The organism is Pseudomonas antarctica (assembly GCF_900624995.1).
GTDB classification, from domain to species: Bacteria; Pseudomonadota; Gammaproteobacteria; order Pseudomonadales; family Pseudomonadaceae; genus Aquipseudomonas; species Aquipseudomonas antarctica.
Window position 1 is genome coordinate 95,944 of record NZ_UYXQ01000005.1, and the last position, 13,005, is coordinate 108,948.

General features: G+C 60.8%; 10 protein-coding genes and 1 pseudogene. All 11 read left to right on the forward strand.

The window, feature by feature from the left end; all coding sequences use genetic code 11:
- Positions 1-127 precede the first annotated feature (127 nt).
- The 11 genes and pseudogenes from pilG (at position 128) to E0F99_RS05595 (ending at position 12,811) form a co-directional block, all read left to right on the forward strand.
- On the forward strand, positions 128-535 hold the full coding sequence (gene pilG / locus E0F99_RS05545) for a twitching motility response regulator PilG (protein WP_083356313.1): 408 nt from the start codon (positions 128-130) through the stop codon (positions 533-535).
- 46 nt (positions 536-581) lie between these two features.
- Positions 582-947, forward strand: coding sequence for a twitching motility response regulator PilH (pilH, locus tag E0F99_RS05550; RefSeq protein WP_014720320.1), 366 nt, complete (start codon positions 582-584; stop codon positions 945-947).
- Positions 948-959: 12 nt separating this feature from the next.
- A complete protein-coding gene (locus E0F99_RS05555; RefSeq protein ID WP_083356314.1) occupies positions 960-1,484 on the forward strand; it encodes a chemotaxis protein CheW in 525 nt (174 codons plus the stop codon).
- Positions 1,481-3,532, forward strand: coding sequence for a methyl-accepting chemotaxis protein (locus tag E0F99_RS05560; RefSeq protein ID WP_083356315.1), 2,052 nt, complete (start codon positions 1,481-1,483; stop codon positions 3,530-3,532). The genes E0F99_RS05555 and E0F99_RS05560 overlap by 4 nt, the downstream gene beginning before the upstream one ends.
- A gap of 170 nt (positions 3,533-3,702) precedes the next feature.
- Positions 3,703-9,519: an Hpt domain-containing protein gene (locus E0F99_RS05565; protein ID WP_083356316.1), complete on the forward strand. Its 5,817-nt coding sequence runs from the start codon at positions 3,703-3,705 to the stop codon at positions 9,517-9,519.
- Positions 9,512-9,967 carry a chemotaxis protein CheW gene (locus tag E0F99_RS05570; RefSeq protein ID WP_083356317.1) on the forward strand — a complete coding sequence of 152 codons (456 nt, stop codon included), beginning with the start codon at positions 9,512-9,514 and terminating at the stop codon, positions 9,965-9,967. Before E0F99_RS05565 ends, E0F99_RS05570 begins: the two co-directional genes overlap by 8 nt.
- A gap of 338 nt (positions 9,968-10,305) precedes the next feature.
- Positions 10,306-10,689 (forward strand): polymorphic toxin type 44 domain-containing protein, encoded by a 384-nt coding sequence (locus E0F99_RS05575; RefSeq protein ID WP_073636742.1) that lies wholly within the window; start codon positions 10,306-10,308, stop codon positions 10,687-10,689.
- Entirely contained in the window at positions 10,667-11,086 is a 420-nt protein-coding gene (locus tag E0F99_RS05580; protein ID WP_083356318.1) for a hypothetical protein, read from the forward strand. The genes E0F99_RS05575 and E0F99_RS05580 overlap by 23 nt, the downstream gene beginning before the upstream one ends.
- Positions 11,087-11,282: 196 nt before the next feature.
- Positions 11,283-11,519, forward strand: coding sequence for a DUF6124 family protein (locus E0F99_RS05585; protein ID WP_130908723.1), 237 nt, complete (start codon positions 11,283-11,285; stop codon positions 11,517-11,519).
- A 265-nt stretch (positions 11,520-11,784) separates the two neighbouring features.
- Positions 11,785-12,414, forward strand: a complete 630-nt coding sequence (locus E0F99_RS05590) for a nucleotidyltransferase domain-containing protein (protein WP_083356320.1) — start codon at positions 11,785-11,787, stop codon at positions 12,412-12,414.
- Positions 12,377-12,811: pseudogene (locus E0F99_RS05595) on the forward strand (hypothetical protein). Before E0F99_RS05590 ends, E0F99_RS05595 begins: the two are co-directional and overlap by 38 nt.
- The last annotated feature ends 194 nt before the right edge of the window (positions 12,812-13,005 follow it).

Here is a 13,005-nt window from a genome sequence, read left to right on the forward strand (position 1 = left end):
GAGACTGTGCTAAAAAGACTCCCACGGTGCAGCAGCCCTTGAATTCCAAGGCTTGCGGCGCTCATCCTGTGCAACATCTGGCAGTACACACCGAAAACCGATTCGCTGTGGCGATGGTAGAGCAGATATGGAACAGCATTCCAACGCCTTGAAAGTGATGGTGATCGACGATTCGAAAACGATCCGCCGCACCGCCGAGACGCTGTTGAAGAACGTGGGCTGCGATGTCATCACGGCCATCGACGGTTTCGATGCATTGGCCCGGATTGTTGATCATCACCCGCACATTATTTTTGTCGACATCATGATGCCGCGCCTGGATGGCTATCAAACCTGCGCACTGGTGAAGAACAACCCGGCGTTCAAGTCGATTCCGGTGATCATGTTGTCCTCCAAGGACGGCCTGTTCGACAAGGCCAAGGGGCGCACCGTTGGTGTCGATCAGTTTTTGACCAAGCCTTTCAGCAAGGAAGAACTGCTGAGCGCGATCAAGGCCTATGTGCCCGGCTTCGCCGCAGCAGAACAAGCACACTGACACCGCCTCACAAGGGCTGGCGTCCACCAATGTAGTGGGGAAAACCATGGCACGTGTTCTGATCGTCGACGATTCGCCGACCGAAATGTACAAACTGACCGGCATGCTGGAAAAGCACGGCCACCAGGTTCTCAAAGCTGAAAACGGCGCGGACGGCGTGGCCCTGGCCCGTCAGGAAAAACCCGACGCCGTGCTGATGGATATCGTGATGCCGGGCCTCAATGGCTTCCAGGCCACCCGCCAACTGTCCAAGGAGCCGGAAACCAACGGTATCCCGATCATCATCATCACCACCAAGGATCAGGAAACCGACAAGATCTGGGGCGCGCGTCAGGGCGCCAAGGATTACCTGACCAAACCCGTGGACGAAGAAACCCTGATTGCCACCCTGAACAAGGTGCTGGCCGGCTAACGGCACGCCATCATGACCGAGTCGCAAACCGCCTTCGAGCTGCTGCTGGACATCGACCGCCGCTGCCGCCTGCTGGCCGCCGACCTGCCGTCCCAGGAAACCCGCCTGCAACGTTGGAGCGGAATCGGTTTTCGCCTGGGGCCGTATTGGTATGTGGCGCCGATGGGCGAAGTCGCCGAGGTGTTGCATGAGCCGCGCTGTACCTTAATGCCTGGGGTCAAACCCTGGGTCAAGGGTGTGGCCAACCTGCGTGGGCGTTTGCTGCCGGTGATGGACTTGGGCGGTTTTCTGGGGCTGGAGCTGTCCAAGGCGCACAAGCAACGGCGGGTGCTGGTGGTGGAATTTAACGACTTGTTTGTCGGGCTGCTGGTGGACGAGGTGGCGGGCATGCAGCATTTCGCGCAAGACGCATTGTTGGCGAGCGCGCCTGCGGTCGCACCGTTTATCCAGGGCCAGTTCGACAGCGACCAGCTGTGGCAGGTCTTCAGCCCCTTCGCTTTGGCCCAGGCTCCAGGCTTCATGGATGTCGCCGCATGACCACCGCTACCACACCCAAACCGCAAGCCGCCTCGCGCAGCCGTTCGCAGATCATCGTGCTGTTTATTGCGCTGATCGTGTTCATCATGCTGCTGTTCGCCAACTTCGCGTACCTCAACACCCAGTCCACCTACGACAAGCAGTACATCGGCCACGCCGGTGAGCTGCGCGTGCTGTCCCAACGCATCGCCAAGAACGCCACCGAAGCCGCCGCCGGCAAGGCTGCCGCGTTCAAGTTGCTGGGCGATGCGCGCAACGACTTCGCCCAGCGCTGGGGCTACCTGAAAAAAGGCGACACCGAGACCGGTTTGCCGGCCGCGCCCAGTGCAGTGCGCGCCGAGATGCGCGCCGTGCAGACCGACTGGGAAGCGCTGCTGAAAAACACCGACGCGATCCTCGCCAGCGAGCAGACCGTGCTGTCGTTGCACCAAGTGGCCGCCACCCTCGCTGAAACTGTGCCGCAATTGCAGATGGAATCGGAGAAGGTCGTCGACATCCTGCTGCAACGCGGTGCCCCGGCCAGCCAAGTGGCGTTGGCCCAGCGCCAGTCGCTGCTGGCTGAGCGTATTCTTGGCGCCGTCAACACCGTGCTGGCCGGTGACGAAACCGCTGTGCAGGCCGCCGACGCCTTTGGTCGCGATGCCAACCGCTTCGGCTTGGTACTCAACGGCATGCTCAACGGCAACCCGGGCTTGCGCATCACTCAGGTCGAAGACCACGACGCCCGTGCGCGGCTGGCGGAAATCGCCGAGTTGTTCGAATTTGTCTCAGGCTCCGTGGATGAAATCCTCGAAACCTCGCCGCAGCTGTTCCAGGTGCGCGCCTCGGCGAGCAATATCTTCAACCTGTCGCAAACCCTGCTCGATGAAGCCTCGCACCTGGCCACAGGTTTTGAGAACCTCGCCAGCGGGCGCAGTTTCGACACCATCGGCGGCTATGTGCTGGGCCTGTTGGCGCTGGCCTCGATCATCCTGATCGGTCTGGTGATGGTGCGTGAGACCAACCGCCAGTTGCATGAAACCGCCGAGAAAAACGAGCGCAACCAGAACGCGATCATGCGCTTGCTCGATGAAATCGAAGACTTGGCTGATGGAGACCTAACGGTGACGGCCTCGGTGACTGAAGACTTCACCGGCACCATCGCCGACTCCATCAATTACTCCGTGGACCAACTGCGCGATCTGGTCGCCACCATCAACCTCACCGCCGGGCAAGTGGCCGGCGCGGTACAGGAAACCCAGGCTACCGCCATGCACCTGGCCCAGGCCTCGGAGCATCAGGCCCAACAAATTGCCGAAGCGTCCACGGCGATCAACCAGATGGCTCAGTCCATTGACCAGGTCTCGGCCAACGCCGCCGAGTCCTCGGCGGTGGCGGAGCGTTCGGTGGAAATCGCCAACAAGGGCAACGAGGTGGTGCACAACACCATCCACGGCATGGACAACATTCGCGAGCAGATCCAGGACACCGCCAAGCGCATCAAACGCCTGGGCGAATCGTCCCAGGAAATTGGCGACATCGTCAGCCTGATCGATGACATCGCCGACCAGACCAACATCCTCGCCCTCAACGCCGCGATTCAGGCGAGCATGGCTGGGGACGCCGGGCGCGGGTTTGCGGTGGTGGCCGATGAGGTGCAACGGCTGGCCGAGCGTTCATCGGCCGCCACGCGGCAGATTGAAACCTTGGTGCGGGCGATCCAAACCGACACCAACGAAGCGGTTATTTCCATGGAACAGACCACTACCGAAGTGGTGCGTGGTGCACGGTTGGCGCAAGACGCCGGGGTGGCACTGGAAGAGATCGAAGGCGTGTCGAAAACCCTGGCGGCCTTGATCCAGAGTATTTCCAATGCGGCGCAGCAACAGACATCGTCGGCGGGGCAGATTTCCCTGACCATGAACGTGATTCAGCAGATCACCACGCAGACCTCGTCGGGCTCCACAGCCACTGCGGAAAGCATCGGCAACCTGGCGAAAATGGCCAGTCAGTTGCGCAGGTCGGTGTCAGGTTTCACCCTGCCACCGCCCAAACAGCTAGACGATTGAGATGCTATCCAAATGTGGGAGGGGGCTTGCTCGCGAATGCGGTGTATCAGATCACCTGATCTATTAGCGGCCCCACCGCTTTCGCGAGCAAGCCCGCTCCCACATTGGATCTCCTTTTGATTTGAGATCTTGGCAACACCAGCAATTCACGAATTCTAAGCGGAGCAGTTATGGTTGATCGGCACGACTACGTGGCCCTCGAATGGGTCAAGGGCGACATTGCCGAAACCCTGAAACAGGCCCGTTCGGCGCTGGACGCGTTTGTCGAAACCCGCGACAGCGACGCCATCGCCGAGTGCCTGGCCGGCATTCATCAGGTGCACGGCGCGCTGCAAATAGTCGAGTTCTATGGCGCGGCCCTGCTGGCTGAAGAGATCGAAGCACTGGCCCTGGCCCTGCAAGCCGAACGCGTCGGCCAGCGCGATGAAAGCATCCGCCTGCTGCAACAAGCCCTCGGCCAACTGCCGCTGTACCTTGATCGCGTTCACGGCGCCCGCCGCGACCTGCCGTTGGTGGTGTTGCCGCTGCTCAACGACCTGCGCAGTGCGCGCGGCGAAAGCCTGCTGTCGGAGACCAGCCTGTTCAGCCCGCAACTGTTGTCGATTGCGCCGTTGCCCGATGAGGCCTTGGCCCAGCGCACGCTGCCGGACCTTCACGAGCAACTGCGCCAGTGGCACCAGCTTCTGCTGCAGGCGTTGGCCGGTTTGCTGCGCGAAGACCACAGCCCCAGCAACCTGGAAGACATGGCGCGGGTATTTGCCCGCCTTGAGGCCTTGTGCCAGGGCGCGCCGCTGCTGCCGTTGTGGCAAGTCACCTCGGCGCTGGTCGAAGGCATGCTCACCGGCGTGATCGCCAACAGCCCGGCGCTGCGCAGTTTGCTCAAGGCCAGCGACAAACAACTCAAGCGCCTGTTGGCTCAGGGCATCGGCGGCATCAACCAACCGGCGCCGGATGAACTGCTCAAGAGCCTGTTGTTTTACGTCGCCAAGGTCACCCGGCCGACGCCACGCATGCAAAGTTTGAAGGAACGTTACGGCCTGGATGAAGCCTTGCCCGACAGCGCCGTGGTCGATGCCGAGCGCGCGCGCCTGGCCGGGCCGGACCGCAATGCCATGGGCTCGGTGCTTGGTGCCTTGTGCGAGGAACTGGTGCGGGTCAAGGAGCGCCTTGACCTGTTCGTGCGCAGCGACCGCCAACACACCAACGACCTCGACGCGTTGCTGGCGCCGCTGCGGCAGATCGCTGACACCTTGGCGGTGTTGGGCTTCGGCCAGCCGCGCAAGGTCATCATCGACCAACTCGCCGTGGTGCTGAGCCTGGTCCAGGGCCAGCGCGAGCCCAATGACGCGGTGCTGATGGACGTCGCTGGCGCCTTGCTCTACGTCGAAGCCACGCTGGCAGGTATGGTCGGCACCGTCGAACCGCAAAGCCGCGAAGAAAGCCGGCTGCCCACCACCGACTTGACCCAGATTCATCAACTGGTAATCCGCGAATCCTGCCAATGCTTGCGCCAGGCCAAAGAGCTGGTGATCGACTGCATCGAAGCCGATTGGGACCGCCAGCGCCTGGAGTCGCTGCCGGAACTGCTGAGCCAGGTGCGCGGCGCGTTGGCGATGATTCCGCTGCCGCGCGCGGCGAGCCTGATGCGCGGCTGCACCGATTACGTCGATGAACAGTTAATGGCCAGCGATACCGCACCGCCCGAGGCGCAGCTGGCGAACTTTGCCGACGTGATCAGCAGCTTGGAGTACTACCTGGAACGCATGCTCCAGGACCCCGACGCCGCTGGCGAGCGGGTGCTGGAATTGGCCACCCAAGCCCTGGCGGCACTCGGCTATTTGCCCGCCGCAAAACCTTGGCGTCAGGCGCTGGTGGCGCCGGACGGCGTACTGTCCAGCGAGATCACGCCGAGCCAATCGCAGTTCGATGCTCTGGCCAGCCCCACCTCGCGCCTGAACCCCCCGGCCCTGCAGCGTCCGGGCAGCCTGCTGCCGCCGCCCGCTGGCGAAGAGCCCATTGACGATGAGCTGCGCGACGTCTTCCTTGAAGAAACCGGCGAAGTCCTCGACGTGCTGCATCGCTATTTGCCCAACAGCGCCGACAAAGCCGCTCAAGGTGAAATGCGCCGTGCCTTCCATACCTTGAAGGGCAGCGGCCGTATGGTCCGCGCCCTGGTGCTGGCCGAGCTGGCCTGGGCCGGGGAAAACCTGCTTAACCGCGTGCTCGAACGCAGCGTGGCGCTCAGCCCTGATGTGCAACACGTGCTCGATGAGGCCGTGGCCCTGCTGCCGGAGCTGATCGCCGACTTCGCGGCCGACGACCAGCGTCAGCGCGATGAAGTCGACGCCCTGGCCGCCCGCGCCCACGCTTTGGCCAGCGGCACCGAGCCTGCCGCGGAGCCCCATGACCCGATGCTGCTGGAGATCTTCCGCAACGAAGCCCAGAGCCACCTGGAAAGCCTCAACTACTTCTTGCAACAGGCCGCCGAACACGTGCCGCTGCAAGTCAGCGATGAACTGCAACGTGCCCTGCACACCCTCAAGGGCAGCGCCCACATGGCCGGCGTGTTGCCGATAGCCGAACTGGCGCGACCGCTGGATCACCTGACCCGCGAATACAAAGCCCACCGACTGCCGCTGGACCTGGATGAAGTGGAGTTGCTGCTGGAAGCCGAAGGCCTGTTCCAGCGCGGGTTGCGTCAACTGGACGACGACCCGCTGGTGCCGATTGAGGGCGCGCCGGACCTGATCAGCCGCACCCAAAGCCTGCTTGACCAACAACTGCAAGCCTTACTCGACGCGCCCAACACCGGCTTGCGCATCAAGCGCGACCCGCAACTGATTACCAACTTCCTGGCCCAAGGCATGGACATCCTGCTGGACGCCGAAAGCCTGCTGCGCCGCTGGCAGCAACACCCCGGCGAACGTCAGGAGCTGACCGCGCTGCTGGATGAATTGACCACCTTGGGTGAGGGCGCGCACATCGCCGACCTGCACGCCATCGACGAACTGTGCGAAGCCTTGCTTGATCTGTATGGCGCCGTTGAAGAGAGCAGCCTGGCGGTCAGCGAACGGTTTTTCCATGAGGCCGAACAGGCCCATGAGGCGCTGATCAACATGCTCGACCAACTGGCGGCCGGCCAGGAAATCAACCCGGTCCCGGCGCGGGTGCAAGCCCTGCGTGAACTGCTCGATGAAGCCCTCGACCCGTCCGCCACCGGCCTGATCAAAAGCGACGGCAGCCGCGCCCTGAGCATCTGCGAACTGGGCGCCGCCACGGCCCAGTTGGACCAGGACACGGCGATGGACGACGAGATCGTCGAGATCTTTCTGGAAGAGGCGGTGGACATCCTCGACAGCGCCGGGCAGTCGCTCAAACGTTGGTTGTTAGAGCCGGATAGCGCTGCACCGTTGTCGTCGTTACATCGGGATTTGCACACCCTCAAGGGCGGCGCGCGCATGGCCGAAATCGGCCCGATTGGCGACCTTGCCCATGAGCTGGAATGCCTTTACGAAGGCTTGGTGGACCGTCGCTACAGCTACTCGACCGAACTGTCCCAAGTGCTGATGGCCAGCCATGAACGGCTGGCCTTGCAGTTGGATGAGCTGCAAGACCACCAGCCCCTTAGCGACTCCGGCGACTTGATCGCCCAACTGCGCGAGTTACGCCAGAGCAGCACGCCCGCTACGCCCACCGCTGTTCCGGAAGCGGCGACGGCAGATCCAGAGTTGCTGGATATCTTCCTCGAAGAAGCCGCCGATATTCTCGACAGCTCAAGCAGCGCTTTGCTGCGCTGGCAGGCCGAGCCGAGCAACCGTCAGGAAGTGGAAACCCTGCTGCGCGACCTGCACACCCTCAAGGGCGGCGCGCGCATGGTCGAGATCGGGCCGATTGGCGATCTGGCCCATGAGTTGGAGTTTCTCTACGAGGGGCTCTCTGCTGGTTTGCTCGCGCCGTCGCCGGAGCTGTTCGCGTTGCTGCAAGGTTGCCATGACCGCCTGGCGCAGATGATCGACGCCGTGGCGGGCGGGTCGCCGGTGGGGTCGGTGGACAAACTCATCGAGCGCATCAAAAGCCTGGTGCACCCCAGCGATGAATCGCTAGCGCCGGTAGCCTTGCCAGCCGGCAAGGTCGAAGCGACGGTGGATCCCGCCGCCGACATGGTGAAAATCTCCGCCGAGTTGCTCGATGATTTGGTCAACTTGGCCGGCGAAACCTCGATTTTCCGGGGGCGTATCGAGCAACAGGTCAACGACGCGCGCGTGGCTCTCAACGAGGTCGAAACCACTATCGAGCGCATGCGTGACCAGTTGCGCCGCCTCGACACCGAAACCCAGGGCCGCATCCTCAGCCGTCAGCAGGCCGAGGCCGAGCGCCTGGGTTACGAAGAATTCGACCCGTTGGAAATGGACCGCCACTCGCAGTTGCAGCAACTGTCGCGTGCGCTGTCCGAATCGGCCTCCGACCTGTTGGACCTCAAGGAAACCCTCGACCGCCGCAACGGGGACGCGCACAACCTGTTGCAGCAACAAGCGCGCATCAACACCGAGTTGCAAGAAGGCCTGATGCGCACGCGCATGGTGCCGTTTGAACGCATGGTGCCGCGCCTCAAGCGCATCGTGCGCCAGGTGGCCGAGGAGTTGGGCAAGGACGTCGAATTTGTGGTCGGCAATGCCGAAGGCGAGATGGACCGCAACGTGCTCGAACGCATGGTGGCGCCGCTGGAACATATGCTGCGCAACGCCGTGGACCATGGCCTGGAATCCCGCGAGGCGCGCGTGCTGGCCGGTAAACCCGAGAAGGGCCGTATCAGCCTGGACCTGACCCACGAAGGCGGCGACATCGTCTTCGACATGCGCGACGACGGTGCCGGTGTGCCGCTGGACGCGGTGCGGCGCAAGGCGATCAAGCGCGGCTTGCTCACGCCTGATCAAGACATCAGCGACCGCGACGTGTTGCAGTTCATCCTGCAGCCGGGCTTCTCCACTGCCGAAAAAATCACCCAGATTTCCGGGCGCGGCGTGGGCATGGACGTGGTGCACGAAGAAGTGCGCCAGCTTGGCGGCTCGATGTTCATCGACTCGACGCCGGGCTCGGGCGTGCACTTTCGCATTCGCCTGCCGTTTACCGTGTCGGTCAACCGCGCGCTGATGGTGCAGTGCGCGGACGACCAATACGCGATCCCGCTTAACACCATCGAAGGCCTGGTGCGTGTACTGCCCCACGAGCTGGCCGGGCACTATCAGCAAGACCCACCGCACTATGAATACGCCGGCCAGCGCTACGAACTGTTTTATCTGGGCGACCTGCTGCACACCGTCGCCCGGCCGAAACTGCTCGGCCAGTACCAACCGGTGCCGGTGCTGCTGGTGCAATGCAATGAGCGGCGCGTGGCGGTGCACGTGGATGCCATGGCCGGTACGCGAGAGATCGTGGTCAAGGGCCTGGGCCCGCAGTTTTCCGGCGTGCAAGGGTTGTCCGGGGCGACCATTCTGGGCGATGGCCGTGTGGTGCTGATTATCGACTTGCTCGCGCACATTCGCACCCGTCAACCGGCCTTGCCGGCGCAGTCGGTCGACGCGGCGCTGACCCTCAACGACCCGCTCAAAAAGCGCCCGCTGCTGGTGCTGGTGGTGGACGACTCGGTCACCGTGCGCAAAGTCACCAGCCGCCTGTTGGAACGCAACGGCATGAACGTGCTCACCGCCAAAGACGGCATCGACGCCATCGCACTGCTCGAAGAACACACCCCGGACCTGATGCTGCTCGACATCGAAATGCCGCGCATGGACGGCTTCGAAGTGGCTATCCAGGTGCGCAACGACCCTCGGCTGATGCGCCTGCCGATCATCATGATCACCTCGCGTACCGGCCAGAAACACCGCGACCGCGCCATGGCCATCGGCGTCAACGACTACCTCGGCAAGCCGTACCAAGAGTCGGTGCTGCTGGAAAGCATCGCCTACTGGAGCAAGTCCCATGCTTGACCACCGCACCAGCCAACTCACTGGCCTGCTATTGCCCCTGGCCGACCGCCACCTGGTGCTGCCCAACGTCGCCATCGCCGAACTGATCGACTATCAGCGTGGAGAACCGGCCAGCGATGCACCGCCGTGGTACCTGCGGCAAGTGACCTGGCGCGATCGGCAATTGCCGCTGATCAGCTTTGAAGCCGCGTGCGGTGAGGCCAGCGTGACCGGCGAGCGTTCGCGGATTGTGGTGTTGAACGCGCTCGGCGGGCGGCCGACGTTGAAGTTTATTGCGATGGTGATTCAGGGCATTCCGCGTTCGTACAAGCTCGATAGCCAGTTGAGTTACGTGGATGTGCCGCTGTGCCCGCTGGAACTGGCGGCGGTGCAGGTGGGGGAGCATGTGGCGAAAGTACCGGATTTGATGGGGTTGGAGGCCTTATTGGTAGAGTCCGGTCTGGCCTGACGATTAGCCTTGTGAAGATCCACTGTGGGAGCTGGCTTGCCTGCGATAGCGGCTTGTCAGTCACTGTATCAACAACTGACCCACCGCAATCGCAGGCAAGCCAGCTCCCACACTGAATTGTGTTCAATCGCGCGTTAGCGTTTTCGTGACTAAAAAATTGTTGTTGATGATCGTACCTTTTCGCCATTTCGGATCGGCTAATGATGCGGGCTGACCGCTCACATGTCGGAATGGGATGGAGTTGCTGTAGGCGAGTTCTGCATTTGGATTAAGCGGGTTTTCAGGCCTGAGTGGAGTGGCTAGCTTCTGCGCTCCTCATTGCCTGCAAGGATCTGCAAATGGCCGTACCGTTAATGCCGCCCGGTGTTTCAATTTTTGAAAACATGGCGATATCTCGATGCAAACGCACTCATCTCAAGCCAGGCTCGGCATTCGCTTATTCTTGGTTTTATTCTCAGGTCAGGGCTGCTGGCCCATGGAACTACAAGAAGCGAGGGCGCGAGTATGAGGCTTTTGGTAACTTCAATTACGGCGCTACGGGTACGGTGCTGGGCATTCCCGAGCATGTGTTGTTGCGAGCTGCTGGTGTGGCTCAAACCGTCGCAAAAACCACCCTTCCGGATTTTGGAACATGGTGGGGCGGTGAGCCTTTTGGTGATGACCCACGGGACCAATATTGGATAAGAAAAGGTATTGAATATGCAATTTCGCAAGGCCACTAAGTGCCTCATACCGTTTCTGCGTAATTGCCTGCTTGTGGTCTGCCTGATCTATATCGGCGGCACTTGGTTCCTGTCGTCCGGAACACCGGATCTGGATGAAGTGGTGTTGAAGCATTCCTTGGGCAACGGCACCTCGATCTATGGTGCGCGAGACGGCCAGGGGGGTGCGACGGTGGGGTTTTCCTACAGATACTACGCCCATGAAGATTTGGGGAGTGATCAGGAAATACTCGCCGCCTTAGTGTCTGCACATGCGTTTCTGAAAACCCAAGAGCCCGATGTTCAAGCGCGTGATGAGGGCGGTGCACTGCATCTGATTATTCGGGGGCGTGTGTATGAGTACCACAGCTATGCGCTGGAGGGCCTTGGAACGGTCAAGGTAATGATGGCTTTGTGATGGGCCAATGTTCGGATTTTTCCCGCAAGATTTCGGGCTGTGCATGAACTTGTTGCGGGTAGTCATGGCGGCTAGTCTTCGTCCCGTCATCGAAAAAACGGTGACACGGACGTGCAAGTCCGAGAAATCTGTTTAGGCGTTCAAGACGCCTAGATTCAAAGGCGTTCCTCAATGATTCGCTTAGGAACCGCACATCATGTCGAATTCGTCCTCGTCCAATATTTTCACCGTTAACCCCGATCAAAACACCGAAGCTCTACTGGTCAACGCCAGCGAAACCTTATCGTCGCTAAACGCCATGACCTGCAATCTTGCCTTCAACCTGGACACCTCCCAGCGCGCAATCATGCTCGGCATTCAGCAAATGGCCGAGTTGGGTCAGTTGCTGGTCGATAGAGCGCTGGAACAAGTCAGCCCTGCACCGGAAGGTTAAATCGGTCCCTGTTTGGGACCGCTGTCTAACCAACACCACCGAACACATGTGGGAGCGGGCTTGCTCGCGAATGCAGGGTGTCAGTCGGTAAATGTGTAACTGACCCACCGCATTCGCGAGCAAGCCCGCTCCCACATTTTGATCTTCATTCGGCTCGAATCCAGTATTTGCTGATTGATCGTTTCCTATATCTCAACCGCTAAAAACTTGATCGTTCCCAAAAAGGGACCTATCGTTCCCTTTTTGGGACTCTTTGACCGCTGCCATGCAAACTTTGCCGCTCAGCACTGCACTCTTCACCAACACCCAGCAGAAAGTGCTGGGCCTGCTTTTCGGCAAGCCCGATCAAAGTTTCTTCACCAACGAAATAGCCCGCTGGGCCCAAGTGGGCAAGGGCAGCCTCACCCGCGAACTTGGGCGGTTGCAATTGGCGGGCATCTTGAGCATGACGCGCCAGGGCAACCAGACCCACTACCAAGCCAATCCCCAGTGCCCGATTTACTCGGAGTTGTTGGCCATCGTGCGCAAGACGCTGAGCCTGGACGAACCCTTACGCAATGCATTGGCGCCTTTCGCCGAGCAACTGACGTGGGCGTTCATCTACGGCTCCATCGCCAAGGGCGAGGCGCACTCATCCAGTGACATAGACCTGATGCTGATCGGTGAAAGCCTCAACTACAGTGAAGTCATGGAGCAGCTCATGCCGCTGGAAGAGCAACTGGGCCGCACCATCAACCCGACGCTTTACACCCTCGAAGACTGGATCGGCAAATGGAATGCCGGGAACAGTTTTGTGCAGCGGGTCGTGCAGCAGGACAAGATCAATCTGATGGGGGGCAACCCCCTGGAATCCACGGATGGACAGCAAGGCAAACCTGGAGAACCTGCAACGTAGCGGTGGCTTGAAGGCAGAGCCGCCGGATCGCAAGGAGTGTGATGGACTAATGCGCTCGGCCCGGGACCGATGAAGGGATGCGGGCAACCCACGGTTGTCGTTCGCCAGTCGTTTCGACCTGGCATACAACGCTGCCCACGCCATCGCGCTCACGGCCTTGCGTTTGCAAGGCTATCGTTCTGACAAACGCTATTTGGTCTTTCAATATCTGATTCACTCCGTCGACGCGAACAAAGTGCAGGTGAGGTTATTCGCGCTGTGTCATGAGCGCCGAAACCTGGCGGAGTACGAAGGGTATATGAATGAGGATGAGGCGCTGCTTCGGCAGTTGATGGATGGCGCAATAACACTGTTGAATAAAGTGGAAGACGTGTTGACTGTCCATCAGTGGCAATGACGTGATTGTTCTGAACACCACCGAACAAATGTGGGAGCGGGCTTGCTCGCGAATGCGGTGGGTCAGTTACACATGTACCGACTGACACCCTGCATTCGCGAGCAAGCCCGCTCCCACATTTTTAATCTTCATTCGGCTCGAACTCAGCATTTGCTGATGATCTGTTACTCCAACCGTAACGATTCAGCGTTGGG

What these genes read in the sequence shown, in the direction of transcription:
- E0F99_RS05565 (WP_083356316.1), top strand. Translation starts at nt 3,703, where the DNA reads ATGGTTGATCGGCACGACTACGTGGCCCTCGAATGGGTCAAGGGCGAC.
- pilG (WP_083356313.1), top strand. Translation starts at nt 128, where the DNA reads ATGGAACAGCATTCCAACGCCTTGAAAGTGATGGTGATCGACGATTCG.
- E0F99_RS05570 (WP_083356317.1), top strand. Translation starts at nt 9,512, where the DNA reads ATGCTTGACCACCGCACCAGCCAACTCACTGGCCTGCTATTGCCCCTG.
- E0F99_RS05580 (WP_083356318.1), top strand. Translation starts at nt 10,667, where the DNA reads ATGCAATTTCGCAAGGCCACTAAGTGCCTCATACCGTTTCTGCGTAAT.
- E0F99_RS05590 (WP_083356320.1), top strand. Translation starts at nt 11,785, where the DNA reads ATGCAAACTTTGCCGCTCAGCACTGCACTCTTCACCAACACCCAGCAG.
- E0F99_RS05585 (WP_130908723.1), top strand. Translation starts at nt 11,283, where the DNA reads ATGTCGAATTCGTCCTCGTCCAATATTTTCACCGTTAACCCCGATCAA.
- E0F99_RS05560 (WP_083356315.1), top strand. Translation starts at nt 1,481, where the DNA reads ATGACCACCGCTACCACACCCAAACCGCAAGCCGCCTCGCGCAGCCGT.
- pilH (WP_014720320.1), top strand. Translation starts at nt 582, where the DNA reads ATGGCACGTGTTCTGATCGTCGACGATTCGCCGACCGAAATGTACAAA.
- E0F99_RS05575 (WP_073636742.1), top strand. Translation starts at nt 10,306, where the DNA reads ATGGCCGTACCGTTAATGCCGCCCGGTGTTTCAATTTTTGAAAACATG.
- E0F99_RS05555 (WP_083356314.1), top strand. Translation starts at nt 960, where the DNA reads ATGACCGAGTCGCAAACCGCCTTCGAGCTGCTGCTGGACATCGACCGC.